The 21807-nt window shown below is 69.5% G+C and carries 21 protein-coding genes; 12 read left to right on the top strand and 9 right to left on the bottom strand.

The features are described from left to right. Positions 1–42: 42 nt before the first annotated feature. Complete coding sequence (locus ACFLIM_RS33495; RefSeq protein WP_393172368.1) at positions 43–1404, top strand: hypothetical protein; 1362 nt, start codon at positions 43–45, stop codon at positions 1402–1404. 213 nt (positions 1405–1617) lie between these two features. Here ACFLIM_RS33495 and ACFLIM_RS33490 read toward each other — a convergent pair whose 3' ends face one another. The 5 genes from ACFLIM_RS33490 to ACFLIM_RS33470 form a co-directional block, all read right to left on the bottom strand. Then, the gene (locus ACFLIM_RS33490; protein WP_393172367.1) at positions 1618–2754 is read right to left on the bottom strand and encodes an FAD-dependent oxidoreductase; all 1137 of its coding nucleotides are present in this window, start codon (positions 2752–2754) and stop codon (positions 1618–1620) included. Between the two features lie 93 nt (positions 2755–2847). Continuing rightward, positions 2848–5427: a glycoside hydrolase family 2 protein gene (locus ACFLIM_RS33485; protein WP_393172366.1), complete on the bottom strand. Its 2580-nt coding sequence runs from the start codon at positions 5425–5427 to the stop codon at positions 2848–2850. Between the two features lie 9 nt (positions 5428–5436). Continuing rightward, a complete protein-coding gene (locus ACFLIM_RS33480) occupies positions 5437–6981 on the bottom strand; it encodes a family 20 glycosylhydrolase (protein WP_393172365.1) in 1545 nt (514 codons plus the stop codon). A gap of 62 nt (positions 6982–7043) precedes the next feature. Beyond that, the gene (locus tag ACFLIM_RS33475; protein WP_393172364.1) at positions 7044–7199 is read right to left on the bottom strand and encodes a hypothetical protein; all 156 of its coding nucleotides are present in this window, start codon (positions 7197–7199) and stop codon (positions 7044–7046) included. A gap of 80 nt (positions 7200–7279) precedes the next feature. Beyond that, entirely contained in the window at positions 7280–7510 is a 231-nt protein-coding gene (locus tag ACFLIM_RS33470) for a DUF6289 family protein (RefSeq protein ID WP_393172363.1), read from the bottom strand. Positions 7511–7763: 253 nt separating this feature from the next. Here ACFLIM_RS33470 and ACFLIM_RS33465 point away from each other — a divergent pair, with 253 nt between their 5' ends. Further along, positions 7764–8525 carry a hypothetical protein gene (locus ACFLIM_RS33465; RefSeq protein ID WP_393172362.1) on the top strand — a complete coding sequence of 254 codons (762 nt, stop codon included), beginning with the start codon at positions 7764–7766 and terminating at the stop codon, positions 8523–8525. A 128-nt stretch (positions 8526–8653) separates the two neighbouring features. Here the strand turns inward: ACFLIM_RS33465 and ACFLIM_RS33460 are convergent, their stop codons facing one another. Beyond that, complete coding sequence (locus ACFLIM_RS33460) at positions 8654–10411, bottom strand: glycoside hydrolase family 15 protein (protein ID WP_393172361.1); 1758 nt, start codon at positions 10409–10411, stop codon at positions 8654–8656. A 123-nt stretch (positions 10412–10534) separates the two neighbouring features. Beyond that, positions 10535–10813 carry a helix-turn-helix domain-containing protein gene (locus tag ACFLIM_RS33455; RefSeq protein WP_393172360.1) on the bottom strand — a complete coding sequence of 93 codons (279 nt, stop codon included), beginning with the start codon at positions 10811–10813 and terminating at the stop codon, positions 10535–10537. A gap of 162 nt (positions 10814–10975) precedes the next feature. On the opposite strand from ACFLIM_RS33455, the gene ACFLIM_RS33450 reads away from it, so the two are divergent. From ACFLIM_RS33450 to ACFLIM_RS33410, 9 genes are all read left to right on the top strand, one after another. Continuing rightward, positions 10976–12265, top strand: a complete 1290-nt coding sequence (locus tag ACFLIM_RS33450) for an ABC transporter substrate-binding protein (protein ID WP_393172359.1) — start codon at positions 10976–10978, stop codon at positions 12263–12265. 2 nt (positions 12266–12267) lie between these two features. Beyond that, entirely contained in the window at positions 12268–13170 is a 903-nt protein-coding gene (locus tag ACFLIM_RS33445) for a carbohydrate ABC transporter permease (RefSeq protein ID WP_393172358.1), read from the top strand. Then, complete coding sequence (locus ACFLIM_RS33440; protein WP_393172356.1) at positions 13167–13997, top strand: carbohydrate ABC transporter permease; 831 nt, start codon at positions 13167–13169, stop codon at positions 13995–13997. The genes ACFLIM_RS33445 and ACFLIM_RS33440 overlap by 4 nt, the downstream gene beginning before the upstream one ends. A 130-nt stretch (positions 13998–14127) precedes the next feature. After that, on the top strand, positions 14128–14832 hold the full coding sequence (locus ACFLIM_RS33435; protein ID WP_393172354.1) for a FadR/GntR family transcriptional regulator: 705 nt from the start codon (positions 14128–14130) through the stop codon (positions 14830–14832). Further along, the gene (gene dgoD, locus ACFLIM_RS33430; protein WP_393172352.1) at positions 14829–15974 is read left to right on the top strand and encodes a galactonate dehydratase; all 1146 of its coding nucleotides are present in this window, start codon (positions 14829–14831) and stop codon (positions 15972–15974) included. The genes ACFLIM_RS33435 and dgoD overlap by 4 nt, the downstream gene beginning before the upstream one ends. Further along, on the top strand, positions 15968–16348 hold the full coding sequence (locus tag ACFLIM_RS33425; protein ID WP_393172350.1) for a hypothetical protein: 381 nt from the start codon (positions 15968–15970) through the stop codon (positions 16346–16348). Before dgoD ends, ACFLIM_RS33425 begins: the two co-directional genes overlap by 7 nt. Next, the gene (locus ACFLIM_RS33420; RefSeq protein ID WP_393172348.1) at positions 16348–16989 is read left to right on the top strand and encodes a bifunctional 4-hydroxy-2-oxoglutarate aldolase/2-dehydro-3-deoxy-phosphogluconate aldolase; all 642 of its coding nucleotides are present in this window, start codon (positions 16348–16350) and stop codon (positions 16987–16989) included. The genes ACFLIM_RS33425 and ACFLIM_RS33420 overlap by 1 nt, the downstream gene beginning before the upstream one ends. A gap of 41 nt (positions 16990–17030) precedes the next feature. Then, complete coding sequence (locus ACFLIM_RS33415) at positions 17031–17456, top strand: SMP-30/gluconolactonase/LRE family protein (protein WP_393172346.1); 426 nt, start codon at positions 17031–17033, stop codon at positions 17454–17456. Between the two features lie 25 nt (positions 17457–17481). Further along, the gene (locus tag ACFLIM_RS33410; RefSeq protein WP_393172345.1) at positions 17482–19650 is read left to right on the top strand and encodes a hypothetical protein; all 2169 of its coding nucleotides are present in this window, start codon (positions 17482–17484) and stop codon (positions 19648–19650) included. Between the two features lie 71 nt (positions 19651–19721). Here ACFLIM_RS33410 and ACFLIM_RS33405 read toward each other — a convergent pair whose 3' ends face one another. After that, positions 19722–20258: a hypothetical protein gene (locus ACFLIM_RS33405; protein ID WP_393172343.1), complete on the bottom strand. Its 537-nt coding sequence runs from the start codon at positions 20256–20258 to the stop codon at positions 19722–19724. Between the two features lie 32 nt (positions 20259–20290). Between ACFLIM_RS33405 and ACFLIM_RS33400 the strand changes: the two genes are divergently transcribed. Further along, positions 20291–20905, top strand: coding sequence for an AraC family transcriptional regulator (locus tag ACFLIM_RS33400; protein ID WP_393172342.1), 615 nt, complete (start codon positions 20291–20293; stop codon positions 20903–20905). A 293-nt stretch (positions 20906–21198) separates the two neighbouring features. Here the strand turns inward: ACFLIM_RS33400 and ACFLIM_RS33395 are convergent, their stop codons facing one another. Then, positions 21199–21675, bottom strand: a complete 477-nt coding sequence (locus ACFLIM_RS33395; RefSeq protein ID WP_393172340.1) for an iron chaperone — start codon at positions 21673–21675, stop codon at positions 21199–21201. Between the last annotated feature and the right edge of the window lie 132 nt (positions 21676–21807).

The raw sequence follows: 21807 nt of genomic DNA, 5'->3' as shown, positions 1-21807 counted from the left end.
TAAGGTGAGGCGCCCTTTTCGCTCGATCCCTGGAAGAGTCACATGCGTCGCTACCGATTAGGCATTCCCACCCTGCTCATCGCGGGCGCATACGCGATCGCAGTCGCCGTCACCGCCGTGCTCGCGCTGAGCGGCGGCGACATCGGGTTCCTGTGGCGGCTGACGCTGTTCTACGAGGCGGACGACGATGTCTCGGCCACGTGGCAGAACGTGCTCGTGCTGGTGCTGACGGGCGCGTTCTCGGCCTGGGCGCTCTGGCAGAGCCTACGCGGCCCGGTGGCGGGAGCGCGGCCCGAGATTGACCGCGGCGTGCGATGGCTACGGGTGGCGCTGTACGCGGCGGTGGGGTGGTGGCTGCTCTACGCGGTCCTGCCGGTCTGGCCCTGGTGGGCGGTGGTCATCGACTCGCTGGTGCTGGCCGCTGTCGCGGCGCTGTTCCATCCGGTGCTGCAACGCACCGTCCGCCTGGCGGACCTCGCCCGGGCCGCGGGCGTGCTGGGCCATCTCAGCGTGGCGGCCGGAGAGGTGTTCGACACGCTCGACTGGCGAGACGGGGAGTGGTCCGCCGCGATCGCGGGGTTCGGCGGCCTGGCGAGACTGTTCTGGGTGATCATGGTCTTCGTGTCCCAGCGGCGGGACGGCCGCTTCCAGCGGGCAACCGTCTGGTACGGCATCGGCTACCTGCTGCTGCCGGTCCTGCTCCTGCCGGTGAGCCTCCTGCTCAGGCTCGCCGGCGGGTTCGATGACGTCGCCGAGGAAGTCGCATATGTCCCCGACATCCTGCTGATGGTCTGGCTGGCCCGATCCGCCCACGACCTCGCCGACCCGCACGCCCGGCCGGCTCCGTCCCCGCCGCTGCTCGCCGTGCCGCCCGCGTTCGCCGTGGGGTCACGGCTTTCCGCACGGGCCGGGTTCGCCGCGTGCGCCGTGCTGCTGGTCCCTGCCGTGGTCAACCTGTTTCGCGGCCACTCGCGGTGGATCACCGCGCACGTGCCGGCCACGTGGCTGGCCAAGCGGGTGGGGGACGTCGCGGCGACGCTGTGGTGGGTCTTCGAGTCCTTCGCCGGGATCGGCGGCCTGGCCGTCGTGGTGCTGTTCGCGCTGTGCCGGGGCACCCGGCTCACCTTTCTGGCGGCCATGGGTGCGCTGCTCCTGACCGCCGCCGCGGGAACGGCCGGCCTGGTCGTCTTCCTCGACTCGTCCGGCCCGGCCATCTACCGGATCATACAGTCGTATAGCGGAGACCCCTTCGCGTCCCGGCTACCCATCTCCCCGCTGTGGTTCATCGCCGCCTGCGCCTGCTCGGCCGTGCTCCTTTGGTGGGCACACACCGTCCGCCCGCGGCTCGACGGCACGGGGCTAGGCAGGAACCGGAAGGTCGGCCGGGCAGCGCCGACGCCGTGAGGCGGCCCGTGGGGCGGTAGACGGCGGACATCACGTCGCGGTCGCCGTCGGCCCACGTCTCCGCGGTCGGCATGATCGGGTAGTAATCGAGGGCGGTCTGGCGGCCGCCCCACACCTCGTCGTAGCGCTCGCCGCAGCTGCGCCACGCGTACGCCGCAGCGCTGCCCGGTCATAGGGCCGTCGGGGCACGTTGGAGATACCAAGGCCGCAGGTTCAGATCCGGTTGCTGAGGGTGCGCAGCAGACGTCCGAACCCCCGAGTGGCAAGACGCGGCGGTGTGGCGCCGTTCATGCGCATGAGGGACTCGCTTTGCATCAACGTCCTCGGGCCGGACACCGCGAGGCTGTGCGACGCGACCGTGGAGGCCAGGGCCGCCTGCCGCCTCCGCTTGGCCGAGTACACGCCTACGACCGCAGTCGGATCGGGTACGGCGCCCAGGCAATCCACCAGCGTTGCCACGTCCTCGAGCGCCTGGTTCGTGCCCTGCGCCATGACGGGCGGCATCCCGTGCGCCGCGTCCCCGAGCAGCACGCACCGCCCGTCGCCCCAGCGGCACGGCACCTTGTGCCGGGTGTGCGGGAACAATTCGGCGTCGCCGTCCCCCAGCGACGCCAGAACCTGCTCGATCGGCGAGCCCCACCCCGCGAACCGTCGGCGCAGCATCTCCAGTGGCTTGTCCTCCGGTGGCGCGTCCGGCGACCACGGCACGTCGAAGAACCACTGCATGAGCCCGTCACCCGCACCCATGAACCCGAAGTCGCCCCGCCGGCCGACCATCATCGTCGTAGTCGACCCGGGATCGAACGGGGCCGGCGTCAGGCCCTGCCAGATCGCCGCACCGGTCAGGGCCGCCTGACCACCGCCAAGGACGAGGGCACGCACCTGCGAGTGCACACCGTCGGCTCCGACCAGGAAGTCGCCACTGTGCTCCTGACCTGTCTGCGTCCGCACCCGTACACCGTCACCGTCGGCCTGCAGTTCCGCGACCCGCGCGCCGAACTGTACGGTCCCCTCCGGCAGTCCGCTCTTCAGGAGGGTGATCAGCGACCCGCGCGGGATCACCCGCGCCGCCGACCCGAACCGTTCCGCCAGCGCTTCCAGGTCGAACTCCAGCACCTGGCGGCCACTGGCGGTCCGCAGGCACAACGTCGTCAGCCGCTGCCCCGTCCCTTCCAGGTCAACGCCCAGGTCCCCGAGGATCGCCGTACCGTTGCACCACAGGGTGATGGCCCCACCCCCGAGGCGCGGCCCCGCCGCCTGCTCCAGCACCACCACCTCGTGCCCTGCGGCGATCAATCCCCGCGCCGCCGCGAGCCCGCTGATCCCCGCCCCCACCACAAGCACCCGCACCGGCGGCCTCCCACATCAACTCTACAAGCAGTAGTACTACTCCTTATAGAGGATCGGTGGCGTCGTCCACAAGATCCCGCCGCCGTGGGCCGGTCAGCTCACCGGGATCGAGAAGGTCGGGACGTTGTAGCCGCGCACCCGCAGGTACGGCTGCTGGCCGCCGAGGTCGGCGGTCTGGTACACGGCGGTGATCGTGGTGGACTCCCCCGGCCAGAACGTGACGTAGTTGTCGGTGTAGCTCACCGGCACGACCTCGCGCCCGCCGTTGCCCGCCGTGATCTCCGGCCGGACGAAGAAGGCCAGGCCCGCGGGGTTGGCAAGGGTGATCGTGACGGTCTCCTGTGTCCCCGACACCGTGCGCGTGGCCGTGGCGGTGACGTTCGCCGTGGCCAGGCCGTTCAGCCCAGTGAGGTTGGCGTAGTTCTTCGGCGTGGACCTGTACCAGTTGCTCTTGTTGCTCAGTGTGTCGGGCGAGGTCGAGTACCAGTACACGTTGTCGCTGACCTTGGCGCCCGCCGCGTCCTTGAGCTGGAGCCTGATCAGGTACGTGCCCGACAAACCGGTCAGCGCCGGAATTGTCAGCACCTGGGTTCCGGCATTGGCCGGGGCCGTGACCGGGACCGAGGTGCTGTATTTCTGCGTGAGATCAGGAAGGTTATACACGGCGGCGGTGGCGGTGAGCCCGGAGCGGGCCGTCAGGGTGGAGTTCACCACGTGCACGTTCCTGGTGAAGTAGTCGTAGGAGATGTGCACGGGCTCGGTGGCCTTCCTGGCCCCGAAATACCCGCCGCCGGGCTTGAAGTAGTAGTCGTAGAGGTTCCAGTGCACCGACGGCCAGGCGTTGTTCAGCATCCAGAAGATCGACCCGAACGACTGCACGTGCTGCTTGGCGCTCCACGCCTCGAAGAACGAGCGCGTGTTCTCGTAGTTCTGCAGCTCCGACTTGCGCGAGTAGTCGGCCGCCGAGGTGGCGATGCCGTACCTCTTGTTGAGCCCGTCGGTGAACGGGGTGATGTTGTCGAAGACGCTGCGCGGCTTGCCCGCGTGGTAGTTGAAGGTCGCGCCGATCGGCCACTGGTCGGCGGGGGCCAGGAACCGTTCGAGGCTCTCCAGCGGCGGCGGCGACTCGGTGCCCTCCTCGCCGGTCGTGCCGAACGCGCTGCCCGCGCGCGACTGGTCCCACCACAGCACGGGGGGCTCCCAGACGTAAGGGCCGTCCATCTTCATGCCCGCATCCGGGTTCGCCCAGGTGGCGACGTTGTCGAGGGTGGGGTTCTGCCAGTGCAGCGCGGTGGCGACGTTCTTGTACGCGGCCAGGTGCGCGGCGGTGGGCGGCTGGTCGCTGCCGTAGTTCCACATGAACGTCGCGGCGTGCTGCCGCAGGGCGCGCATCTGGCTCTCGAGCGACTTCTGGGCCACCTGCTCCTGCTCGGCGGTCCAGCTGCTGTCGTTCTCCCAGGCGCTGCAGCAGACGAAGCCCGGCATGATCATGATGCCGTTCCTGTCGGCCAGGTCGTACAGCTCCTCGTTGCCCAGCGTGCCCTCCAGCCTGATCGTGTTCAGGCCCATGCCCTTGACGTAGGCGATGTGCGCGGCGTTGGTCTTGGCGTCCCAGCGCTGCATCATGTCCCACACGTAACCGCCGCCGCGCAGCAGGATGGGCTGGCCGTTGACCTTGTAGCCGGCGAACGACGTGCCGTTGACCGTGGTGCGGTAGTCGGTGAACTGGCGGATGCCGAAGTCGATCGCCTTGGTGTCGGAGGTGCCCGCGCTGACGGTGAGCCGGTAGAGCTCGGGGCTGCCGAACTGGTAGGGCCACCACAACACCGGGTTCGTCACGTGGATGGGTGCGAACGCGACTTCCTTCCGCTCGCCGGCGTTCAGCGTGACGTTCTGGGAGAAGCTGAGCGTGGTCTGGCCGGTCTTGGTGATCGTGCCGCTGACGGTGGTGGTGACCGGGGCGTTCGTGGCGTTGATCGCGTCCACGTACACGGTCAGGTCCGCGGCGGTCCCGCTCAGGGTCGTCTTCACGTACGGGTCCCGCAGCGCGACGGGACCGGTGGTGTCCAGGAACGTGCTGTTCCACAGACCCGCGTTCATGTCGGGAACCTCGGGGTTCCAGTCGACCGTGCAGGTGGACAGGTCCTTGCAGTCGTGCGCGGGCGGCGTCACCTTGATCGCCAGCGCGTTGGCCGCGCCCGGGTTGATCACGCTGGTGACGTTGTACTCGTGGTTGGCGAACGTGCCGACCGCGTTCGCGTCGAGTTGGACGCCGTTCAGCCAGATCTGCGCCCGGTAGCTGAGCCCCTTGAAGCGTAGCCAGTAGACCTGTCCGGGTGCGGACGCCGCGGCGGTGAACTCGCCGCGGAACCACCAGTCCTGACCGGTCAGGTCCGGCACGTTCTTGAGGTTCTGGCCGAAGTAGACGTTCTGGTAGACGCCACCCGCCACCAGCCCGGCCAGCACGGTCGAGGGCAACGTGACCGGCTGCCAGCCCGCGGTGCCGTACCCGACCTGGGAGATGGTGGCGCCGGTGTCCGCGAGGCCGGTGGCCGAGCGCAGCGCCCAGCCCGCCGTCAGCTCGGTCGAGCCGACGGCGGCGCCGGCGCTGCCCGTACTCACGACACCGGTCGCGAAGATCAGCAGAAGCAGGGCGAGGACACGTCGGAACATGCGGCGCTCCTAAGAACCGGCAGGCCAGGCGATCTGCGTGGAGTGGTAGTAATTGACCCCCATGACGCGCCAGCGCGGCCCCTGCGCGCCCAGGCGCTGCTTGAAAGCGGTCCAGTCATGCGTGCTGTACGGCGACCAGGCCAGCTCGGCGAGCGCCGGGAGGCGCGGGAACGCCATGTACTCGATGTCGGCCGAGGTCCTGATCGTCTCGGTCCACAGCGGCCCCTCCACGCCCATCACCTGGGATGGCGGCAGGCCGGTGAGGTAGGCGCCGGGGTCCCAGCCGTAGGCGTCCCTGACCTCGATCGTCCCGGCCCAGGTCTGGCCGAGCGGGGTGCGCCGGTTGTACTTCATGTCCAGGTAGGCGCGGCTGGCCGGGGACATGATGACCTTCCTGCCCGCCGTGGCGACCGCAGTGTTGCGCTGGGTGGTGCCCCAGTATTGGGCGATGGTGGTGGGCAGCGGGGTGGCGTTGACGACGTCGTGCCAGCCGATGACCGTCTTGCCGTGGGCGGCGGCGATGTCCTGCGCCCTGTTCATGAACGTCTTGTAGTCGGCGGGCTGCGTCGAGCTGGCCTCGTCGCCGCCGAGGTGCAGGTAGGGGCCAGGGGTGATCGCGGCGAGCTCGCCGAGTACCTGGTCGACGAACGTGTAGGTGATCTCCTTGGACGTGCACAGTGAGCTGAAGCCGACTTCCGTGCCGGTGTAGAGGGGCGGGGCGACGCCGTCGCAGTTCAGCTCGGCGTAGGAGGCGAGGGCGGCGTTGGTGTGCCCCGGCATGTCGATTTCCGGAATTATCGTGATATTGCGGGAGGTGGCGTAGGAGACGATCTCCTGGTACTGGGCCTTGGTGTAGTAGCCGCCCGGGTCGCCGCCGACGGCCGTGCTGCCGCCGTACGTGGCCAGCCGCGGCCAGGAGTCGATCACGATCCGCCAGCCCTGGTCGTCCGAGAGGTGCAGGTGCAGGTAGTTGAGCTTGTAGAGGGCGATCTGGTCGATGTACCGCTCGACGGCCGCGACGGAGAAGAAGTGCCGGGCCACGTCGAGCATCGCGCCCCGGTACGGGTAGCGCGGCTGGTCCACGATCCGCCCGCCGGGCACCGGCCACGGCCCCGGCTGCACGGTGGCGCTGTCGGCCGCGTACGGGAGCAGCTGGCGCAACGTCTGCACCCCGTTGAACAGCCCGGCCGGGCGGTTGGCCAGCACGGTGATCGCCGAGGCCGTCACGTCGAGCTGGTACGCCTCGTCGCCGCCGCTCACGCTGCCGAGCCGCAACGTGATCCCGCCGGCCGGGGGCGTGGTCACGATCGGGATCGGATAGCCGGTCGAGCGCCGCAGTTGCCGGGCGAGCTGGTCGCCGACCTCTGGCGCGTCGCTGTAGACGGCGGTGGAGGAGGTGATCTGGTACGTCACGCCCGCCGACGGGCTCGCGCTCGCGGGTGCGGGGACCACAGCGTCGAAGGCCACGACCGACGCGGCCGTGGCACTCTGCGGGACGGATACGGAGCTGGCTAAGAGGATGACCAACACAGTCAGGGTGCTGCGGATCTTCATTGCCGCCTCCTGGGGGTTGAGACCACCATACGAACGAGAGCGGTAGTAGTAAATAACCTTTCTTACCCCGCCAGGTCGTCGAAAGGGCGCTCCGCCACCAGTTCCTCGGGCACCGCGATCCCGCGCGCTCGCATCAGCGGCGCCAACTCGGCGTCCCGCGGCGCGTCGATGACCTCGGATCGCAGCGCGAGCGCGGCCACGACCAGCGCCACGATCACTCCGATCAGTTTCGGACGCTGGGACCGGCGTGGCCGGCGCCCGTCGCAACTCGGTGCCGAGGGTGATCAGGCGCAGACGCTCAGCAGGGGGTCTCGTAGAACTCCGGATACGACCCGCGCGTGCCCACCCACGTCTCATCCCCGACGCAGTTCTCGTACTTGATCCCCACCAGCGTGGTGTGGTCGGGGTCGCTGTAGTAGTACGTTTCGCAGTGGTAGTCGATCCTGCAGGCGCGGGCGTGCGCGGGCGAGCTGATGACGGTGAGGGTGCCGAGGGTGAGCAGGACGGCTAGCGATGCGCGGCGAATCATGAAGATCCTTCCTGATGTGAGGAAGCGCTACTGCCCTCGATGATCTATCGCCGAAGCGAACGGATCAATAAGGTCAATACCGGTGCTCAAAGGGTCAAAACGACTGTCAGAGCGCGGCGGTTTCTAGTCCATGCGGCTCACCGTTGCGGGTGCCGACACCGGGCGCTTGACCAGGCCGTTTGTTGCGGGACTGATCCGCGGGCGCCGATGGTGCGAATACCAGGAAACAGACCCGCACAGGATGGAAACTGGCATGGCCGCAACAGCGCGCCGCAAGGTTCGCCGTCGCATCCGCGCGGCCGTCACCGGCGCGGTCGTGTTCACGGCGCTCACGATGGGGACAGTCGGAGCTTCGGCGACGACTCCGATGGGGGCTTCGGTTGCGGGGCCGACCCGGCTCGGCGCCGGCAGCACCCCCAGCCTCATTCCCGGCGTCCGCTCTGGAGCCGGTCCGCGCTCCCCGATGCCCGGGTTCCTGCTGGACCGGGGTCGCTACACCGCGTTCGATCCGCCAGAGACCGGCGTGAACCTCTTGCCCGCAGGCGTGAACAACCGCGGCCAGATCACGGGTGAGTACCTCGGATCCAGCAACGAGTCCGGTTTCCTGCGGGACAGGCAGGGCAGGATCACCAAGATCGACCTCCCCGGCGCCACGGCAACCGAGGTCGTCAAGATCAACGATCGTGGCGTGATCGCGGGCGCCTACAGCCGGACCGTTCCGTTCCTCAGCGACCCCAACGGGAAGGCGCACGGGTTCCTGCTCGACCGCGGCAAGGTCACCAGGATCGATGTCCCCGGCGCAGTGCAGACCGAGGCGGCCGGCATCAACGACCGCCGGCAGGTGGTGGGCGTCTACACCGACGCCGGCGACACCCCTCACGGCTTCCTCTGGGGCAAGGGACGCTTCACTAACATCGACGTCCCCGGCGCCACCTACACCGAGCCCATCGGCATCAACGACCGCGGCCAAATCGTCGGCGCCTACGAGAACCCCAACACCGCGCCCAGTCCGTAACCCACTGTCACGCCGCCACGGTCGGCGGGCAGAATGTCCAGCAGCCGCGTCCGCGACGTCCTCGCCTACCTACACCACTCGGCACTGGTGTCATGCCGTTGAGCTGAGCAGTATCGCCGGCATGAGGACTAGCTGAGCGCCTGGGCCGTATGGATCAGGTGGATGTGAGTGAACGCCTGCGGGAAGTTGCCCAGCTGGCGCGCCTGGACGGGGTCGTACTCCTCGGCGAGCAGGCCCACGTCGTTGGTGAGGGCCAGCAGCCGCTCGAACAGCTCTATGGCCTCCTCCTTGCGTCCGACGAGGGCGAGCGCCTCGGCCAGCCAGAAGCTGCTGGCGAGGAAGACGCCTTCGGTTCCGGGCAGCCCGTCGATGTCGTTGCGCTCGGAGGCCGGATAGCGCAGCAGGAGGCCGTCCTTCATCAGCTCGCGTTGGACCGCGTCGATCGTGCCCATGACCCGCGGGTCCTCCGGTGGCAGGAAGCCGACGATCGGAATGAGGAGCAGCGCCGCGTCGAGCTCGCGCGAGCCGTACGACTGGGTGAACGTGCCGCGCTCGGGGTCGAAGCCCTTGTCGCAGACCTCGGCGTGGATCCGGTCGCGCATGGCCCGCCAGCGCTCGACGGGACCGGTGCGGTCGAGCTCTTCGACAGCCCGTACCAGCCGGTCGGCCGCCACCCACACCATGACCTTGGAATGGACGAAGTGCCGCCGTCTGCCGCGGACCTCCCACAGGCCCTCGTCGGGCTGGTCCCAGCTGCGCTCGATGAAGTCCATCAGCTTGCAGACGGTGGACCAGGCGTAGTCGTCGGGCGGCGGCATCCCATGCTTGCGGGCCTGGAAGAGGCAGCCGAACACCTGGCCGTAGACGTCGAGCTGGAGTTGGCTGACTGCGTCGTTGCCGATCCGCACCGGCCGGGAGCCTTCGTAGCCGGCAAGCCAGTCGATCGTCTGCTCTGGGAGGCGCCTCTCGCCTGCCACGCCGTACATGACCTGGAGATCCTCCGGGCGGCCCGCGACGGCGCGGAGCAGCCAGTCCAGCCAGGCGCCCGCCTCCGTGAGGTATCCGGCGTTGGACAGGGCATCGAGGGTCATCGCGGCGTCGCGCAGCCAGCAATATCTGTAGTCCCAGTTACGCACCCCGCCGATATGCTCGGGCAGCGAGGTGGTGGGAGCCGCCACGATGCCGCCGGTCGGGCTGTAGGTAAGTGCCTTGAGCGTGATGAGAGAGCGGACCACGGCGTCGCGCCAGGGGCCCGTGGCCTGGCAGTGGGAGACCCATTCCTCCCAGAACAGCCTGGTCTCGGTGAGCTGCTCGCTGGGCTCGATCCCGTCGGGTTCCGGCTGGTGCGAGGGCTGCCACGCGAACACGAACGCCTGGCGTTCCCCTGCGGCGATCGCGAAGGTGCCGGTGTGCCGGTATTCGTTGCCCTCCAGGTGGAGGGAAGCGTGGATCCAGACCGAGTCGGGCCCGCCGATGGCGTGGAGGTGGCCGTCGATGAGGCGGATCCAAGGCACGATCCTGCCGTAGTCAAACCGGATACTGATCTCTACGGTCATGTCCACCGTCCCGGACACGCCCTCCACGATCCGGACCAGGTCGGGGTTGGCGTGTCGGGGAGGCATGAAGTCGATGACCTTGACGGTCCCCGTGGAGGTCTCCCATACGGTCTCAAGGATCAGCGTGTCGTTGACGTACGCGCGCCGCACGGCCATCTCATGCCCGGCCGGGGCCAGCCGCCAGAACCCGTTGGACTCGTCGCCAAGGAGCTTGGCGAAACATGAGGGGGAGTCGAACCGGGGGAGACAGAGCCAGTCGATCGATCCGTCGCGACCGACGAGGGCCGCCGACCGCGTGTCCCCGATGAGGGCGTAGTCCTCGATCCGCATATCTACCATCTACCCGCCGGCAACTGCTTCACCGCAGCTCAAGAGCTGACCGGCCGCCGGCTCCGCCTCGACGGCGCCGGCCTGCTCGGGGCGGGCCTTAAGGGCTTTGGCGCTGACACAGGGTCAGGCGATCGCGGGCATGCGGTCATCTTCGGGGTCATAGGCCCGTGAAGGGGAGTGGGCTCCTTCGCCAGCAGTGCCGCCGCCCTCACGCCAAGCCTTACGCCACCGGGTCACCGACCGCTCGTGCACCCGTAACCGCGCGGCGACCGTCTTGGTCGACTCCCCGGCCTCGAACCACTCGGCCGCCTGCAGCCGTACACGCTCCCACCGCTCCTGCTCCGCCGGCGTGTACCCGCGGTCGCCTCGGCGGACTGATCCATGAGTATTCCCAGGTCGCATGATGTGACACAGGTGTCGGCACCAACGGGTCCCGTCTGTTCGCAGCGGGCCTCAATTTTCATTTTTTATGAATAGTTATTGACCAGCGTCGAGCCGGGATGCCATGGTTTGGGATGTTCTGGCCGGGCCGCTCCCCCCACCGGCCCCCTACGGAGGTCCCCCTTGAGTCACCCCAACGTGAGCCGACGCGGCTTTTTCGCCGGTGTCGGCGCCCTCGGCATCGCGACCACCCTGAGCGCCTGCGCGACGAGCACTCCGGCGAAGCCAGCCGGGGGAGGTTCCGGCTCCACGGCTCTCGCGCTGAAGTCGCGCGAGACGAGCGACAAGAGCCGCAAGGCGATGCAGGCCCTGCTGGACGAGTTCGTCAAGCAGCACCCGCAGTACAAGACGACGCTGAACACGATGGAGGCGGCGGCGTTCCAGCAGCAGATCCGCGCCGACCTCACGCTGTCGACCCCGCCCGACGTGCTCACCTGGTTCGCCGGTGAGATCGCGAGCAACTTCGCCAAGCAGGGCCTGTTGCTCGACGCCACCTCGGTCTTTCCCGCCGACGGCTACAGCGAGCAGTTCGCGAAGCTGTCCACCGACGCGACAGGCAAGAAGATCTTCGTCCCGACGAACTACTACTGGTGGGGCGTCTTCTACCGGACGTCCATGTTCGAGAAGTGGGGCGTCTCCGAGCCGAAGACCTGGGACGAGTTCGTCGCGCTGTGCAAGACCCTGCAGGGCAAGGGCGTCAGCCCGATCGCGCTGCCGCTGGCCGACTCGGCCTGGCTGACCGCGTCCTGGTTCGACTACCTCAACCTGCGCATCAACGGGGCCACGTTCCACCGGGCGCTGCTCGCCGGCCAGGAGTCCTACACCGACCCGAAGGTGGCGAAGGTCCTGGACACGTGGCGGGAGGTCCTGCCATACCTCGACCCCGCGGGCAAGGGCCTGGCCTTCCAGGAGGGCTCCGCCAAGTGGCAGCAGGGCAAGGACGCGATGTTCCTGTGCGGCCCGTTCCTCGCCGACGCGATGCCCGCGGACGTGAAGGAGGACATCAGCTTCTTCCAGTTCCCCATCATCGACAACGCCGTGCCGGTCGCCGAGGAGGCGCCGCTCGACGGCTTCATCGCCAGCGCCCACAGCGCGAACCCCGAGGGGGCGAAGGCGTTCCTGGGGTACGTGGCGACCCCCGCGGCCCAGGAGCTCTACCTGAAGATCTCCGAGAACGCGGTCCTTCCGGCTAACAGCAACGCCAAGTCGCCGCTGAGCACGCCCCTGCTGGAGAAGGGCCGGGCGCTGATCGCATCGGCGGCCGACGTGACGCAGTTCTTCAACCGCGACACCAACGACGACCAGCTCAACGTGCTCACGACGGCGCTGGTGAAGTTCATCGACAAGCCGGGCGAGGCCGCCGACATCCTCAAGCTGTGGCAGAGCGACTCGGTCAAGGCGCGCGGTAACTGACGATGGCAGCCGTTCCCACGTCCTTCCGGCGGCGGGGGTCACGCGACGCGCTCATCCTCCTCGCGTTCGTGCTCATCCCCTTCGCCCTGGAGATGTTCTGGACGTTCTGGCCTGCGCTCAACAGCGTCTACATCTCGCTGACCCGGTGGGACGGCATCTCGCCGCCCCAGTTCATCGGCCTGGACAACTACGCCAGGATGTGGTCGGACGAGACGTTCTGGCTGGCCCTGCGCAACACCGTCGTGTGGCTGGTGCTGTTCGGCGGGCTGTCGGTGCTGGGCGGGCTCGGGCTGGCGCTCCTGCTCGACAAGCCGCGCAGGGGAGTCGGGATCTACCGGGCGATCTTCTTCCTGCCGGTGGTGTTCTCGATGGTGGTCACCGCGCTGGTATGGCGGATGATCTTCCAGCCGGAGGGTGTGGTGAACGGCCTGCTCTCCGCCGTCGGGCTCGGCGACCTGGCGAGATCGTGGCTCGCCGAGCCGGAGACCGCGCTGTACGCCCTGATCGTGCCGGCGCTCTGGCGGCAGATGGGCTACATCATGGTGCTGTTCCTGGCGGGGCTGAAGACGGTCGATCCGCTGCTGCACGAGGCGGCCAAGACGGACGGCGCCACCGCGTTCCAGCGGTTCCGCCACGTCACGCTGCCGCAACTCCGCCCGGTCAGCACGGTCGTCCTCGCGGTCACCGTCATCGACGCACTGCGGTCCTTCGACATCGTCTGGGCGCTGACCAAGGGCGGGCCGTACCACTCCTCGGAGCTGCTGAGCACCTACCAGTTCTCCACCGGCGTGCTCGGCTCGCAGCTTGGGTACGGCTCCGCGCTCGCGGTGATGATCTTCATCCTGGCCGTCGGCACGATCGTCGTCTATCTCGTCCGGAGCCTTCGCGAGGAGGAGACCGCATGACAGCCGTGAACTCCCGGGTGCGGACCTGGCTGTTCCACAGCGGCATGACCGTCCTGGCCGCGCTGTGGCTGGTCCCGCTCGCGCTGGTCGTGGTCACGTCGCTGCGCACCTTCGACGACCTGGCCGCCGACGGGCTCGCCAGCGTGCCCAAGGGGCTGACCGTCGATCCGTACCGGCAGGCGCTGGCGTCCGGCGAGTGGCGCTCGATCCTGAACAGTCTGATCATCACCGTGCCCGTCGTCATCGTGACGCTGATACTCGCGTCGATGGCGGCGTACGCCCTGGCGCGGCACCGCATCCCCTTCCGCAGGACGTTGCTGCTGCTGATGCTGGCGGGCAACCTGCTGCCGGCCCAGCTGCTGCTCATCCCCGTGGTCAAGCTGAGCGAGCAGTTCGGGCTGTTCGACACCCTGCTGGGCATGATCGTGGTGCAGATCGGGGTGGGGCTCGGCTTCTACACGTTCGTGTTGCACGGCTTCATGCGGGGGATCCCGGAAGAGGTGACCCACGCGGCGAAGATCGACGGCGCCACGACGTTCGGCGTCTACCTGCGCATCGTCCTGCCGCTGACCAAGCCCGCGATGGCGGCCCTCAGCTCGCTCGCCTTCACCTGGACGTTCAACGACCTGCTGTGGTCGATCACCCTGCTGCGTGACGAGACCAAGCTGCCGGTGACCCCGGCCATCCTCGGCATGCAGGGCCAGTTCGTCTCCTCGTGGAACGTCATCGCGGCGGCGACCGTGATCGCGGCGATCCCCACGGTCGTCGTCTTCCTGCGGTTCCAGCGTTACTTCATCTCCGGCCTGCTGATCGGATCGTCCAAATGACCGACACGAAGCGGTGGGCATTGCCCGCCGCCACCACCTCTACCAGGTACGCTCGCGCCGGACGGCGGCTGGAGTGCGATGAAGGATGATTCGGCGTGATCACAGATTCCCCCTTACGAGGACGGCGAAATTGAGCGTCTACCCGGGTCGTGGCGTACATGGGCAGGTCGTCGAGGCGATCGGCCGGCGGATCGTCCATGGCCAGGAAGCCCAAGGATCGACCCTCGACGTGGACGCGCTGGAGATCACCTATGACGTGAGCAAGACCGTGGTGCGGGAGGCGCTGAAGGTTCTCGCCGCCAAGGGGCTGGTCGACGCGCGGCCCAGGCGCGGCACCTTCGTCCGGCCGCGCTCCGAGTGGAGCCTGCTCGACCCGGACCTGCTGCGCTGGCAGTTCGAGGATCCCACCGGGACCAGGCTGCTCGACGACCTCTACGAGGTGCGCATCATCGTGGAGCCCGCCGGGGCCAGGCTCGCCGCGACCCGCCGTACGGAGGAGGACGTGGAACGCCTCGCGGCCACGCTCGCCGCCGTCGAAGAGACCTCCGGCGCCAAGGAGATCATCGAGGCCGACCTCGCCTTCCACCGGCAGCTCCTGGAGGCGTCGCACAACGAGCTGCTGATCCGGATGGAGTACATCATCGAGACCGGGCTGCGCGCCCGTGACCTGCTCGTCCACGCCGAGGGCCACCAGGACGACTTCCTGCCGCCCCATCAGGCGGTGCTCGACGCCGTGCGCGCGTCCGACACCGACGGGGCCGAGCGCGCGATGCTGAACCTGCTGGAGCAGGCGGCGAAGGACGAGCAGCAGATCAAGAATCGGGGTCGTGAGTGAAGATCGTCGGGGTCGAGACGTTCCTCGTGCCGCCGCGGTGGCTGTTCTGCCGCGTGGAGACGGACGAGGGCGTGGTCGGCTGGGGTGAGCCCGTCGTGGAGGGCCGGGCCGAGGCGGTGCGCGCGGCCGTGCACATCCTGGCGGAGTACCTGGTCGGGCAGGATCCGCTGCGCATCGAGGACCACTGGCAGGTGATGGCCAACGGCGGCTTCTATCGGGGCGGCCCGGTGCTCTCCAGCGCCCTGGCGGGCCTGGACCAGGCGCTGTGGGATATCGCGGGCAAGACCTACGGCGCGCCCGTCCACGCGCTGCTCGGCGGGCCGGTCCGCGACCGGGTCCGCGTGTACGCCTGGGTGGGCGGCGACGACCCCGCCGAGCTGGCTGACAGCATCACCGAGCGGATCGAGGCCGGGTTCACCGCGGTGAAGATGAACGCGGTGGGCCGGATGGCTCCGCTGGCCACCGTGGCCGACGTCACGGCGGTCGTGGACAGGCTCGCCCTGGCCAGGGAGGTCCTCGGCCCGACTCGCGACGTCGCCGTCGACTTCCACGGCCGCGCCTCGGCGGCCGACGCCCGGCGGATCCTGCCGCTGCTCGCGCCGTACCAGCCGATGTTCGCCGAGGAGCCGATCCTGCCGGACCGGCCGCACATGCTGCGCGACGTGGTGACCGCCAGCAGTGTCCCGGTCGCCCTCGGGGAGCGCCTCTACTCGCGGTGGGACTTCCGGCCCGCGCTCGAGGCCGGGGTGGCCGTGGTGCAGCCCGACCTCTCCCACGCGGGCGGCATCTCCGAGACCCGCAGGATCGCCGCGCTCGCCGAGGTGTGGGACGCCGAGCTCGCCCCGCACTGCCCCCTCGGCCCGATCGCCCTCGCGGCCAGTCTCCAGGTCGCCTTCGCGACCCCGAACTTCCTCATCCAGGAGCACTCGATCGGCATCCACTACAACGAGGGGGCCGACCTGCTGGACTACGTGATCGACCCAGAGGTGTTCCGCTTCGTCGACGGCCACGCCGCGCGCCGCGACGCCCCCGGGCTGGGGGTGGAGATCGACGAGGCCGCGGTACGGCGGGCCGACCAGGTGGGGCACGCCTGGCGCAACCCGATCTGGCGGCACGACGACGGCGGGCTCGCCGAATGGTGACCACGACCGGAGTGCCGCTGCGGGCCGGCTTGGACCTGCTTCACGGGGGGAGATGGGTCTCCCTGTCGGGTGGCGGCCGTGAGTGGCTGTGGTCCCACTCCGACCCGTCCCGGGCGGCGGTCGCTCCCGGCTCGGCGTTCGTGTGGGCGGCCCACGCCCTGCTCGACCTCGGGGTGGACGCCCGGATCGTCGCCCAGGACGGCGTCCCGGTGCGGGTCTTCCCCGCGGGCGCGCCGTACCGGAGCGTGGGGGTCGAGCCCATGCTCGGGGCCGTGTTCGACCTCGCCGACGCGGGACCGGGCGACGCGGCCCTCGTCCCGCCCTGCGGCGAGCTGACCTGGCGGCTGGTGCTGGCCGCGGAACGGACGACCTGATGACAACCTCCAATGCCCTGGACGCTGCGCGCTTCCTCGAGACGCTGGCCGAGTGGCGCCTGCTCGCCATCGTGCGGGGCTCCGACCCCGACGCCGCCCTCCGCACCGTGATCACGCTGGCGGAGGAGGGCGTCCGGCTGATCGAGGTCTCCCTGGTGACCCCGGACGCGCCGCGGGTGATCCGCGAGGCGCGGGCGGCGCTGGGCGGCGCGGCCGATCTCGGCGCCGGGACCGTGGTCACCGCCGACGACGCGCGCCGCTCGGCCGACGCGGGGGCCTCCTACCTCGTCACGCCCGCGGTGAGCGAGGCCGTACGGGCGGGGCGCGAGCTGGGCCTTCCCGTCCTCGCCGGGGCGCTCACCCCGACCGAGGTGGTGGCCGCGCTGGACGCGGGGGCCGCCGCCGTCAAGCTGTTCCCCGCGTCGCTCGGGGGTGTGCGCCACCTGCGCGCGCTTCGCGACCCGTTCCCCCACGTCCCCTTCGTGCCGGTTGGCGGCGTCGGGGTCGCGGAGGCGGTCGAGTACCTGGACGCCGGGGCCGTCGCGGTCGGCGTCGGCTCGCCCCTCGTCGGCGACGCCGCCCGAGGCGGGGACCTCGACGGGCTCAGGGAGCGGGTCAAGAGCTTCCTGGAAGCGCTGTGATCGTCCTGATCCGGTTGAACGAGGTGAGACATGAAGGTCTGGTGCCCGACCATTCCAACGGCCCGGCCTTCACAGCCGACGGCACGACCATGTACCTCGCCGACAGCGCCGAGGGGAGGATCGACCGGCACGCCGTCGACCCTCGCACCGGCGAGCTCGGCGAGCCGTCCGTGTTCGCCACGATCCCGGACGGCAGCCCGGACGGGATGACGGTGGACGAGGAGGACCATCTCTGGGTCGCGGTGTGGGGCGGCTCCGCCGTTCACCGCTACGCGCCCGATGGCCGGCTCGACCGCGTCGTCCCGCTCCCTACCCCTCAGCCGGCGAGCGTCTGCCTCGCCGGCGGCCGCCTACTCGTCACCACCGCCGCCTACGGCCTCGACCGGGTCACACCGGGCGCGGGCGCCGTCTACGCGGTGGACGGCGTCGCTCCCGGCCGCCCGGCGAACGCTTTCACACTCGGCTGACCTTCCCCCAGGAGGTGCATCCACGATGGCACGAAGATTACGCGCCCTTCTCTCGGCACTCAGCGTGACCGTGCTGACGCTTACCGTCAGCACCGCCACCGCATCGGCGGCCGAAGCCCCCGACCAAGGCGCCCCGGCGTACTACGACAGCGGGCACGCGCCCGTGCCGTACATGGGGTGGAACACCTACTACGCCGGGTTCCTCCCCTACAGCACCGATCCGGACAAGTATCTCGGCGCCCAGTCCATCAAGCGGGTGGCCCGCCACCTGGTGGACAGTGGACTGACCGCCGCCGGCTACGACATCGTCTGGCTCGACGGCGGCTGGAACCTGGCGGCGACGGAGAGCGGCGGAGACCCGGTCTCGCACTCGATGGGGCGCGACGCCCAGGGCAACCTGCGGTACGACCCGGAACGGTGGCGCTTCGACCCCGCCGAGCCGGCCGACGCCGCGACCAACGGGCTCCGCCAGCTCACCGACTACCTCCACTCGCTCGGCCTCAAGGCGGGCATCTACACCGACGCCGGGCCGGACATCCCGACCAGTTGCGGCGTCTCCAGCGGCGGCCACTACAAGCAGGACGCCGACCAGTTCGTCGCCTGGGGCTTCGACGCCCTCAAGGTCGACTTCCTGTGCGGGGTGACCGCCGACCTCGACCCGGTCACGACCTACCGGGCGGTCAGCCAGGCCGTCGCGGGGCGGATGATCCTCAACATCTGCAACCCGGTCACCACGGACTGGGGGGACTACCCGCTGGAGCGGACGGCGATCCACTCCTACAGCTTCGGCGCGACGATCGCCGACTCCTGGCGCACAGGCACCGACAGCGCCTTCTACAACAGCGACGGCAACGAGTGGACGTACTTCAAGCGCGCGCTCGGAGTCAACTCCTACCACCCCGAGGCGAACGGCCCCGGCCACTACAACGACCCCGACTACCTGCTGCCCACCCACGGCCTGACCTTCGAGGAGGCGCGGACGCAGTTCGGCATGTGGGCGATCATGTCCGCGCCGCTCATCATCGGCACCGACGTGACCGCATTCGACGCGGCCACCACCGACCTGTTCAAGAACCCCGAGGTCATCGCGGTCGACCGTGACCCGCTGGCCATCCAGGGCGTGCGGGTGGCCGGCAGCGGGCTGGAGGTGTGGAGCAAGCGCCTGTCGGTGCGGGGCACCCGGGCCGTCGCGCTGTTCAACCAGACGGATTCGGACGCGCCGATCACGGTGAACTTCGCCGACACGGGCCTCGCGGGCACCGTCCGGGTGCGGCGGCTATGGGAGCGCCAGGACGCCGGGAGCTTCCAGACCTCCTACACGGCCACCGTGCCCAAGCACGGCGTCGTGCTGCTCAAGCTCACCGGCGCCGAGTCGGTCCTCGGCGACAACCTCGGCGGCGACGCGTCGGCCAGCCCCGCGATCGTACGGCAGGGCGCGACGCAGATCGCGTTCGTGCGGGGCGGTGACGGCGCCCTCTACCAGCAGCGGTCGTCGGACGGCGCCTGGCCGCAGCAGTGGACGAAGCTCGGCGGCCCGGTCCGCGGGACGATCCTCGGTCAGCCGGCGGCGGTCGTGACATCGGACAAGCGGCTCGACATCTTCGTCCGGGGCACCGACAACGCCATCTGGCAGCGCACCTACACCGGCAGGAAGTGGGGCCCCTGGCTGTGCCGGGGCGGCTCCGCCGCCGACGCCCCGGGCATCGCCTGGACGAGCCCGGACTCCTGGACGCTGTTCGTCACCGGCACCGAAGGCCGGGTGAAGTACCGCACCCAGAGCTCCGGCTGGAGCGACCTCGGCTCGCCGACCAACGGCGTGGTGTACGGCCGGCCGAGCGCGGTGGCCGGGCCCGGCCACCGGATCGACGTGGCCGTACGCGGCAACGACGACCACCTCTACTTCCAGACCCTGACGGGCGGGCAGTGGAGCGGGTGGCAGCTGGGTGACGGCACGATCAGCGGCAGCCCCACGCTGACCGCCACCGGCACGGGCATGTCCGTCTTCGCCCGCGCCGCCGACTACAAGCTGTGGCGCCGGGACTTCTCCGGCGGGCAGTGGGGCGGCTGGTACCAGCCGGCGAGCTGGGCGAGCGACACCTTTACGGGCGCCCTCGGCGTCGCGCCCACGCCCGACGGCAAGATCGCGGCGGTGGTGGCCGGCACCGACGGCCACGTCCACCTGGCCACGCTCTGATCCCTCCGCGTGGCCTGGCGCGCCCCGCCGTACCAGGCCACGCGGTCTCTCGCCGGACCCTCTCGTGGGCGTTACGCATTGAGCAGCCGCTCGCTCAGCTCCCAGAGTCGCTGTGCCGACTCCGGGTCGACGGCATGCGGTACGACGTCGGACGGGATGTCCTGCTCGGCACCGAAGTTGATGGGCTTCGGGGTGTCCAGCGGTGAGATGTCGTTGTCCTTCAGGTAGACACCGCCGATGTCGGCAAGCAGCGAGCTCGTCGCGGCGAACACGCTGGTGCTGGCGCCCTGCTGCGGTGTCTTCTTCTCGCGATCGGGGTCGATGATCGGCCGGCCGGAGTCGTCGATCAGTCCCATGGCCCGCAGTTCGTCCTCGGTCACCGCGAGTCCGTCCTCGGACCGCGAGGGCCCCAGGTCGGTGCCGACGACGATGCCTGGGTGCACGGCGTAGCCGCGGATTCCGTCTCCGGCCCATCGCCGATCCAGCTCGACGGCGAACAGGACGTTGGCGGTCTTCGACTGGCCGTAGGCGAGCATGCCGTCGTAGCCGACGGTGAAGTGCGGGTCGTCCCAGCGGATGTCGGAGAGCCGGTGGCCACCAGACGTCACGTTGACGACTCGGGCGCCGTGAGCAGCGCGCAGTGCGGGCGCTTCCGCCGGTGGGGCACGTCCGGGCATCGGCCGCCGCGGCGACCAACCTGCGCCGCAGTCTCGACCGGCTGGTCGATGAGGTGACCGGTAACCGGATCGGCTCGGCGTTCGCGATTCGGCAGTACGGCCAGCTCCTGCTGCTCGAGGTGCTGCGCGCCTACGTCGACCAGGCCGAGCTACCCCCGGGTTGGCTACGGGTGCTGACCGACGAACGGTTGCGTCCGGCGCTCAACCTCATGCATGCCGAACCCGGAAAGCCTTGGCGGTTGGAGGAATTGGCGCGGGCCGCGGCGATGTCGCGGACGTCGTTCGCCGAACGCTTCCGGACCATGGCGGGCGTACCGCCGCTGACCTATCTCAACCGCTGGCGGATGCTGCTGGCGCAGCGCGCTCTCCGTGACGGCGATGCACGCGTCGGGTCGCTGGCGGTCGAACTGGGCTACGCGTCGGAGAGCGCGTTCAGCACCGCGTTCAAACGGGAGGTAGGGGAGTCACCGCTGCGCTACCGACACCGGGTGCGCGATGAGTTGTCGGCCCGCGCCGAGGCAGGACGGCCTCGTCGCGCATCGGGACGCGCAGGTCGCGAACGACCACGTCCCTGGTGAGGGGTGCGGGCAAGCGCAGCATGCGCTGGACGAGGTGGCTGTTCAGGTTCATCGGGGGCGGCCTCCGGGAGTGGGTGCGAGCGTGGGGCGGCTGCGGGTCAACGCCGTGGAAAGGCGCAGCAGGCGGTCCGTCAGTTCCTCGGGGTCGAGGGGGTCGTCCCCGCCGAGCTCTCCTGCGCCGGGGGTGTGATCAACCTGCGCATCGAAACCAGCCCGCTCCGGCGGTGAGCATGCCCAACCCCAGGTCAACGCTCCAGGGGCCGACATTCCAAACGACAACCTTACCCGGCTCCTCAGCCCGCCGCCCTCTTCACGAGCTCGCCGATCCGTGTCTCGTCCTCGGCGGTCAACGTCGTCAGAGCGAAGGCGGTCGGCCACATGGTGCCGTCGTCGAGGTGCGCCTCGTCGTTGAAGCCGAACGTCGAGTACCTCGTCTTGAACTTCTGCGCGGGCTGGAAGAAGCAGACGATCTTGCCGTCCCTGGCATAGGCGGGCATTCCGTACCACAGCTTCGGCGACAGCGACGGCGCGTTGGCCTTGATGATGGCGTGGAGCCGCTCGCCGGTGGAGCGGTCCGCCTCCGACATCTCGGCGAGCTTCGCGAGCACTTCGCTCTCCCCGTCCGCCTTGGCTGAGCGCGAGCCGCGGCGGGCGGTCGCCTTCAGCTCCTGGGAGCGCTCCTTCATCGCGCCCCGTTCCTCATCGGTGAACCCCTCGTACTTCTTGTCGGTCTCGGTGGTGGTCTTGGCGGGCTGCTTGGCGGCGCTCATGACGGGCTTCCTTCCGTGTGGGTGATCCTCATGCTAAGGATCGTTTCCGGTTCGTCGGTGCGTTCTGACAGGAGTTATCCGACCATGACGCGTCAAAGCTCGCACCGTCCGTGGGACACCGTGGGACACCGG

Source organism: Nonomuraea marmarensis (assembly GCF_043197025.1).
GTDB classification, from domain to species: Bacteria; Actinomycetota; Actinomycetes; order Streptosporangiales; family Streptosporangiaceae; genus Nonomuraea; species Nonomuraea marmarensis.
The sequence above is the reverse complement of the archived record's forward strand: the minus strand, read 5'-3'. Positions and strand labels throughout refer to the sequence as shown.

Bases quoted from the DNA above. Each gene is read 5' to 3' on its own strand.
- ACFLIM_RS33495 (WP_393172368.1), top strand. From the start codon at position 43: ATGCGTCGCTACCGATTAGGCATTCCCACCCTGCTCATCGCGGGCGCA.
- ACFLIM_RS33485 (WP_393172366.1), bottom strand. From the start codon at position 5,427: ATGTTCCGACGTGTCCTCGCCCTGCTTCTGCTGATCTTCGCGACCGGT.
- ACFLIM_RS33480 (WP_393172365.1), bottom strand. From the start codon at position 6,981: ATGAAGATCCGCAGCACCCTGACTGTGTTGGTCATCCTCTTAGCCAGC.
- ACFLIM_RS33470 (WP_393172363.1), bottom strand. From the start codon at position 7,510: ATGATTCGCCGCGCATCGCTAGCCGTCCTGCTCACCCTCGGCACCCTC.
- ACFLIM_RS33465 (WP_393172362.1), top strand. From the start codon at position 7,764: ATGGCCGCAACAGCGCGCCGCAAGGTTCGCCGTCGCATCCGCGCGGCC.
- ACFLIM_RS33460 (WP_393172361.1), bottom strand. From the start codon at position 10,411: ATGCGGATCGAGGACTACGCCCTCATCGGGGACACGCGGTCGGCGGCC.
- ACFLIM_RS33455 (WP_393172360.1), bottom strand. From the start codon at position 10,813: ATGCGACCTGGGAATACTCATGGATCAGTCCGCCGAGGCGACCGCGGG.
- ACFLIM_RS33445 (WP_393172358.1), top strand. From the start codon at position 12,268: ATGGCAGCCGTTCCCACGTCCTTCCGGCGGCGGGGGTCACGCGACGCG.
- ACFLIM_RS33440 (WP_393172356.1), top strand. From the start codon at position 13,167: ATGACAGCCGTGAACTCCCGGGTGCGGACCTGGCTGTTCCACAGCGGC.
- ACFLIM_RS33425 (WP_393172350.1), top strand. From the start codon at position 15,968: ATGGTGACCACGACCGGAGTGCCGCTGCGGGCCGGCTTGGACCTGCTT.
- ACFLIM_RS33420 (WP_393172348.1), top strand. From the start codon at position 16,348: ATGACAACCTCCAATGCCCTGGACGCTGCGCGCTTCCTCGAGACGCTG.
- ACFLIM_RS33410 (WP_393172345.1), top strand. From the start codon at position 17,482: ATGGCACGAAGATTACGCGCCCTTCTCTCGGCACTCAGCGTGACCGTG.
- ACFLIM_RS33395 (WP_393172340.1), bottom strand. From the start codon at position 21,675: ATGAGCGCCGCCAAGCAGCCCGCCAAGACCACCACCGAGACCGACAAG.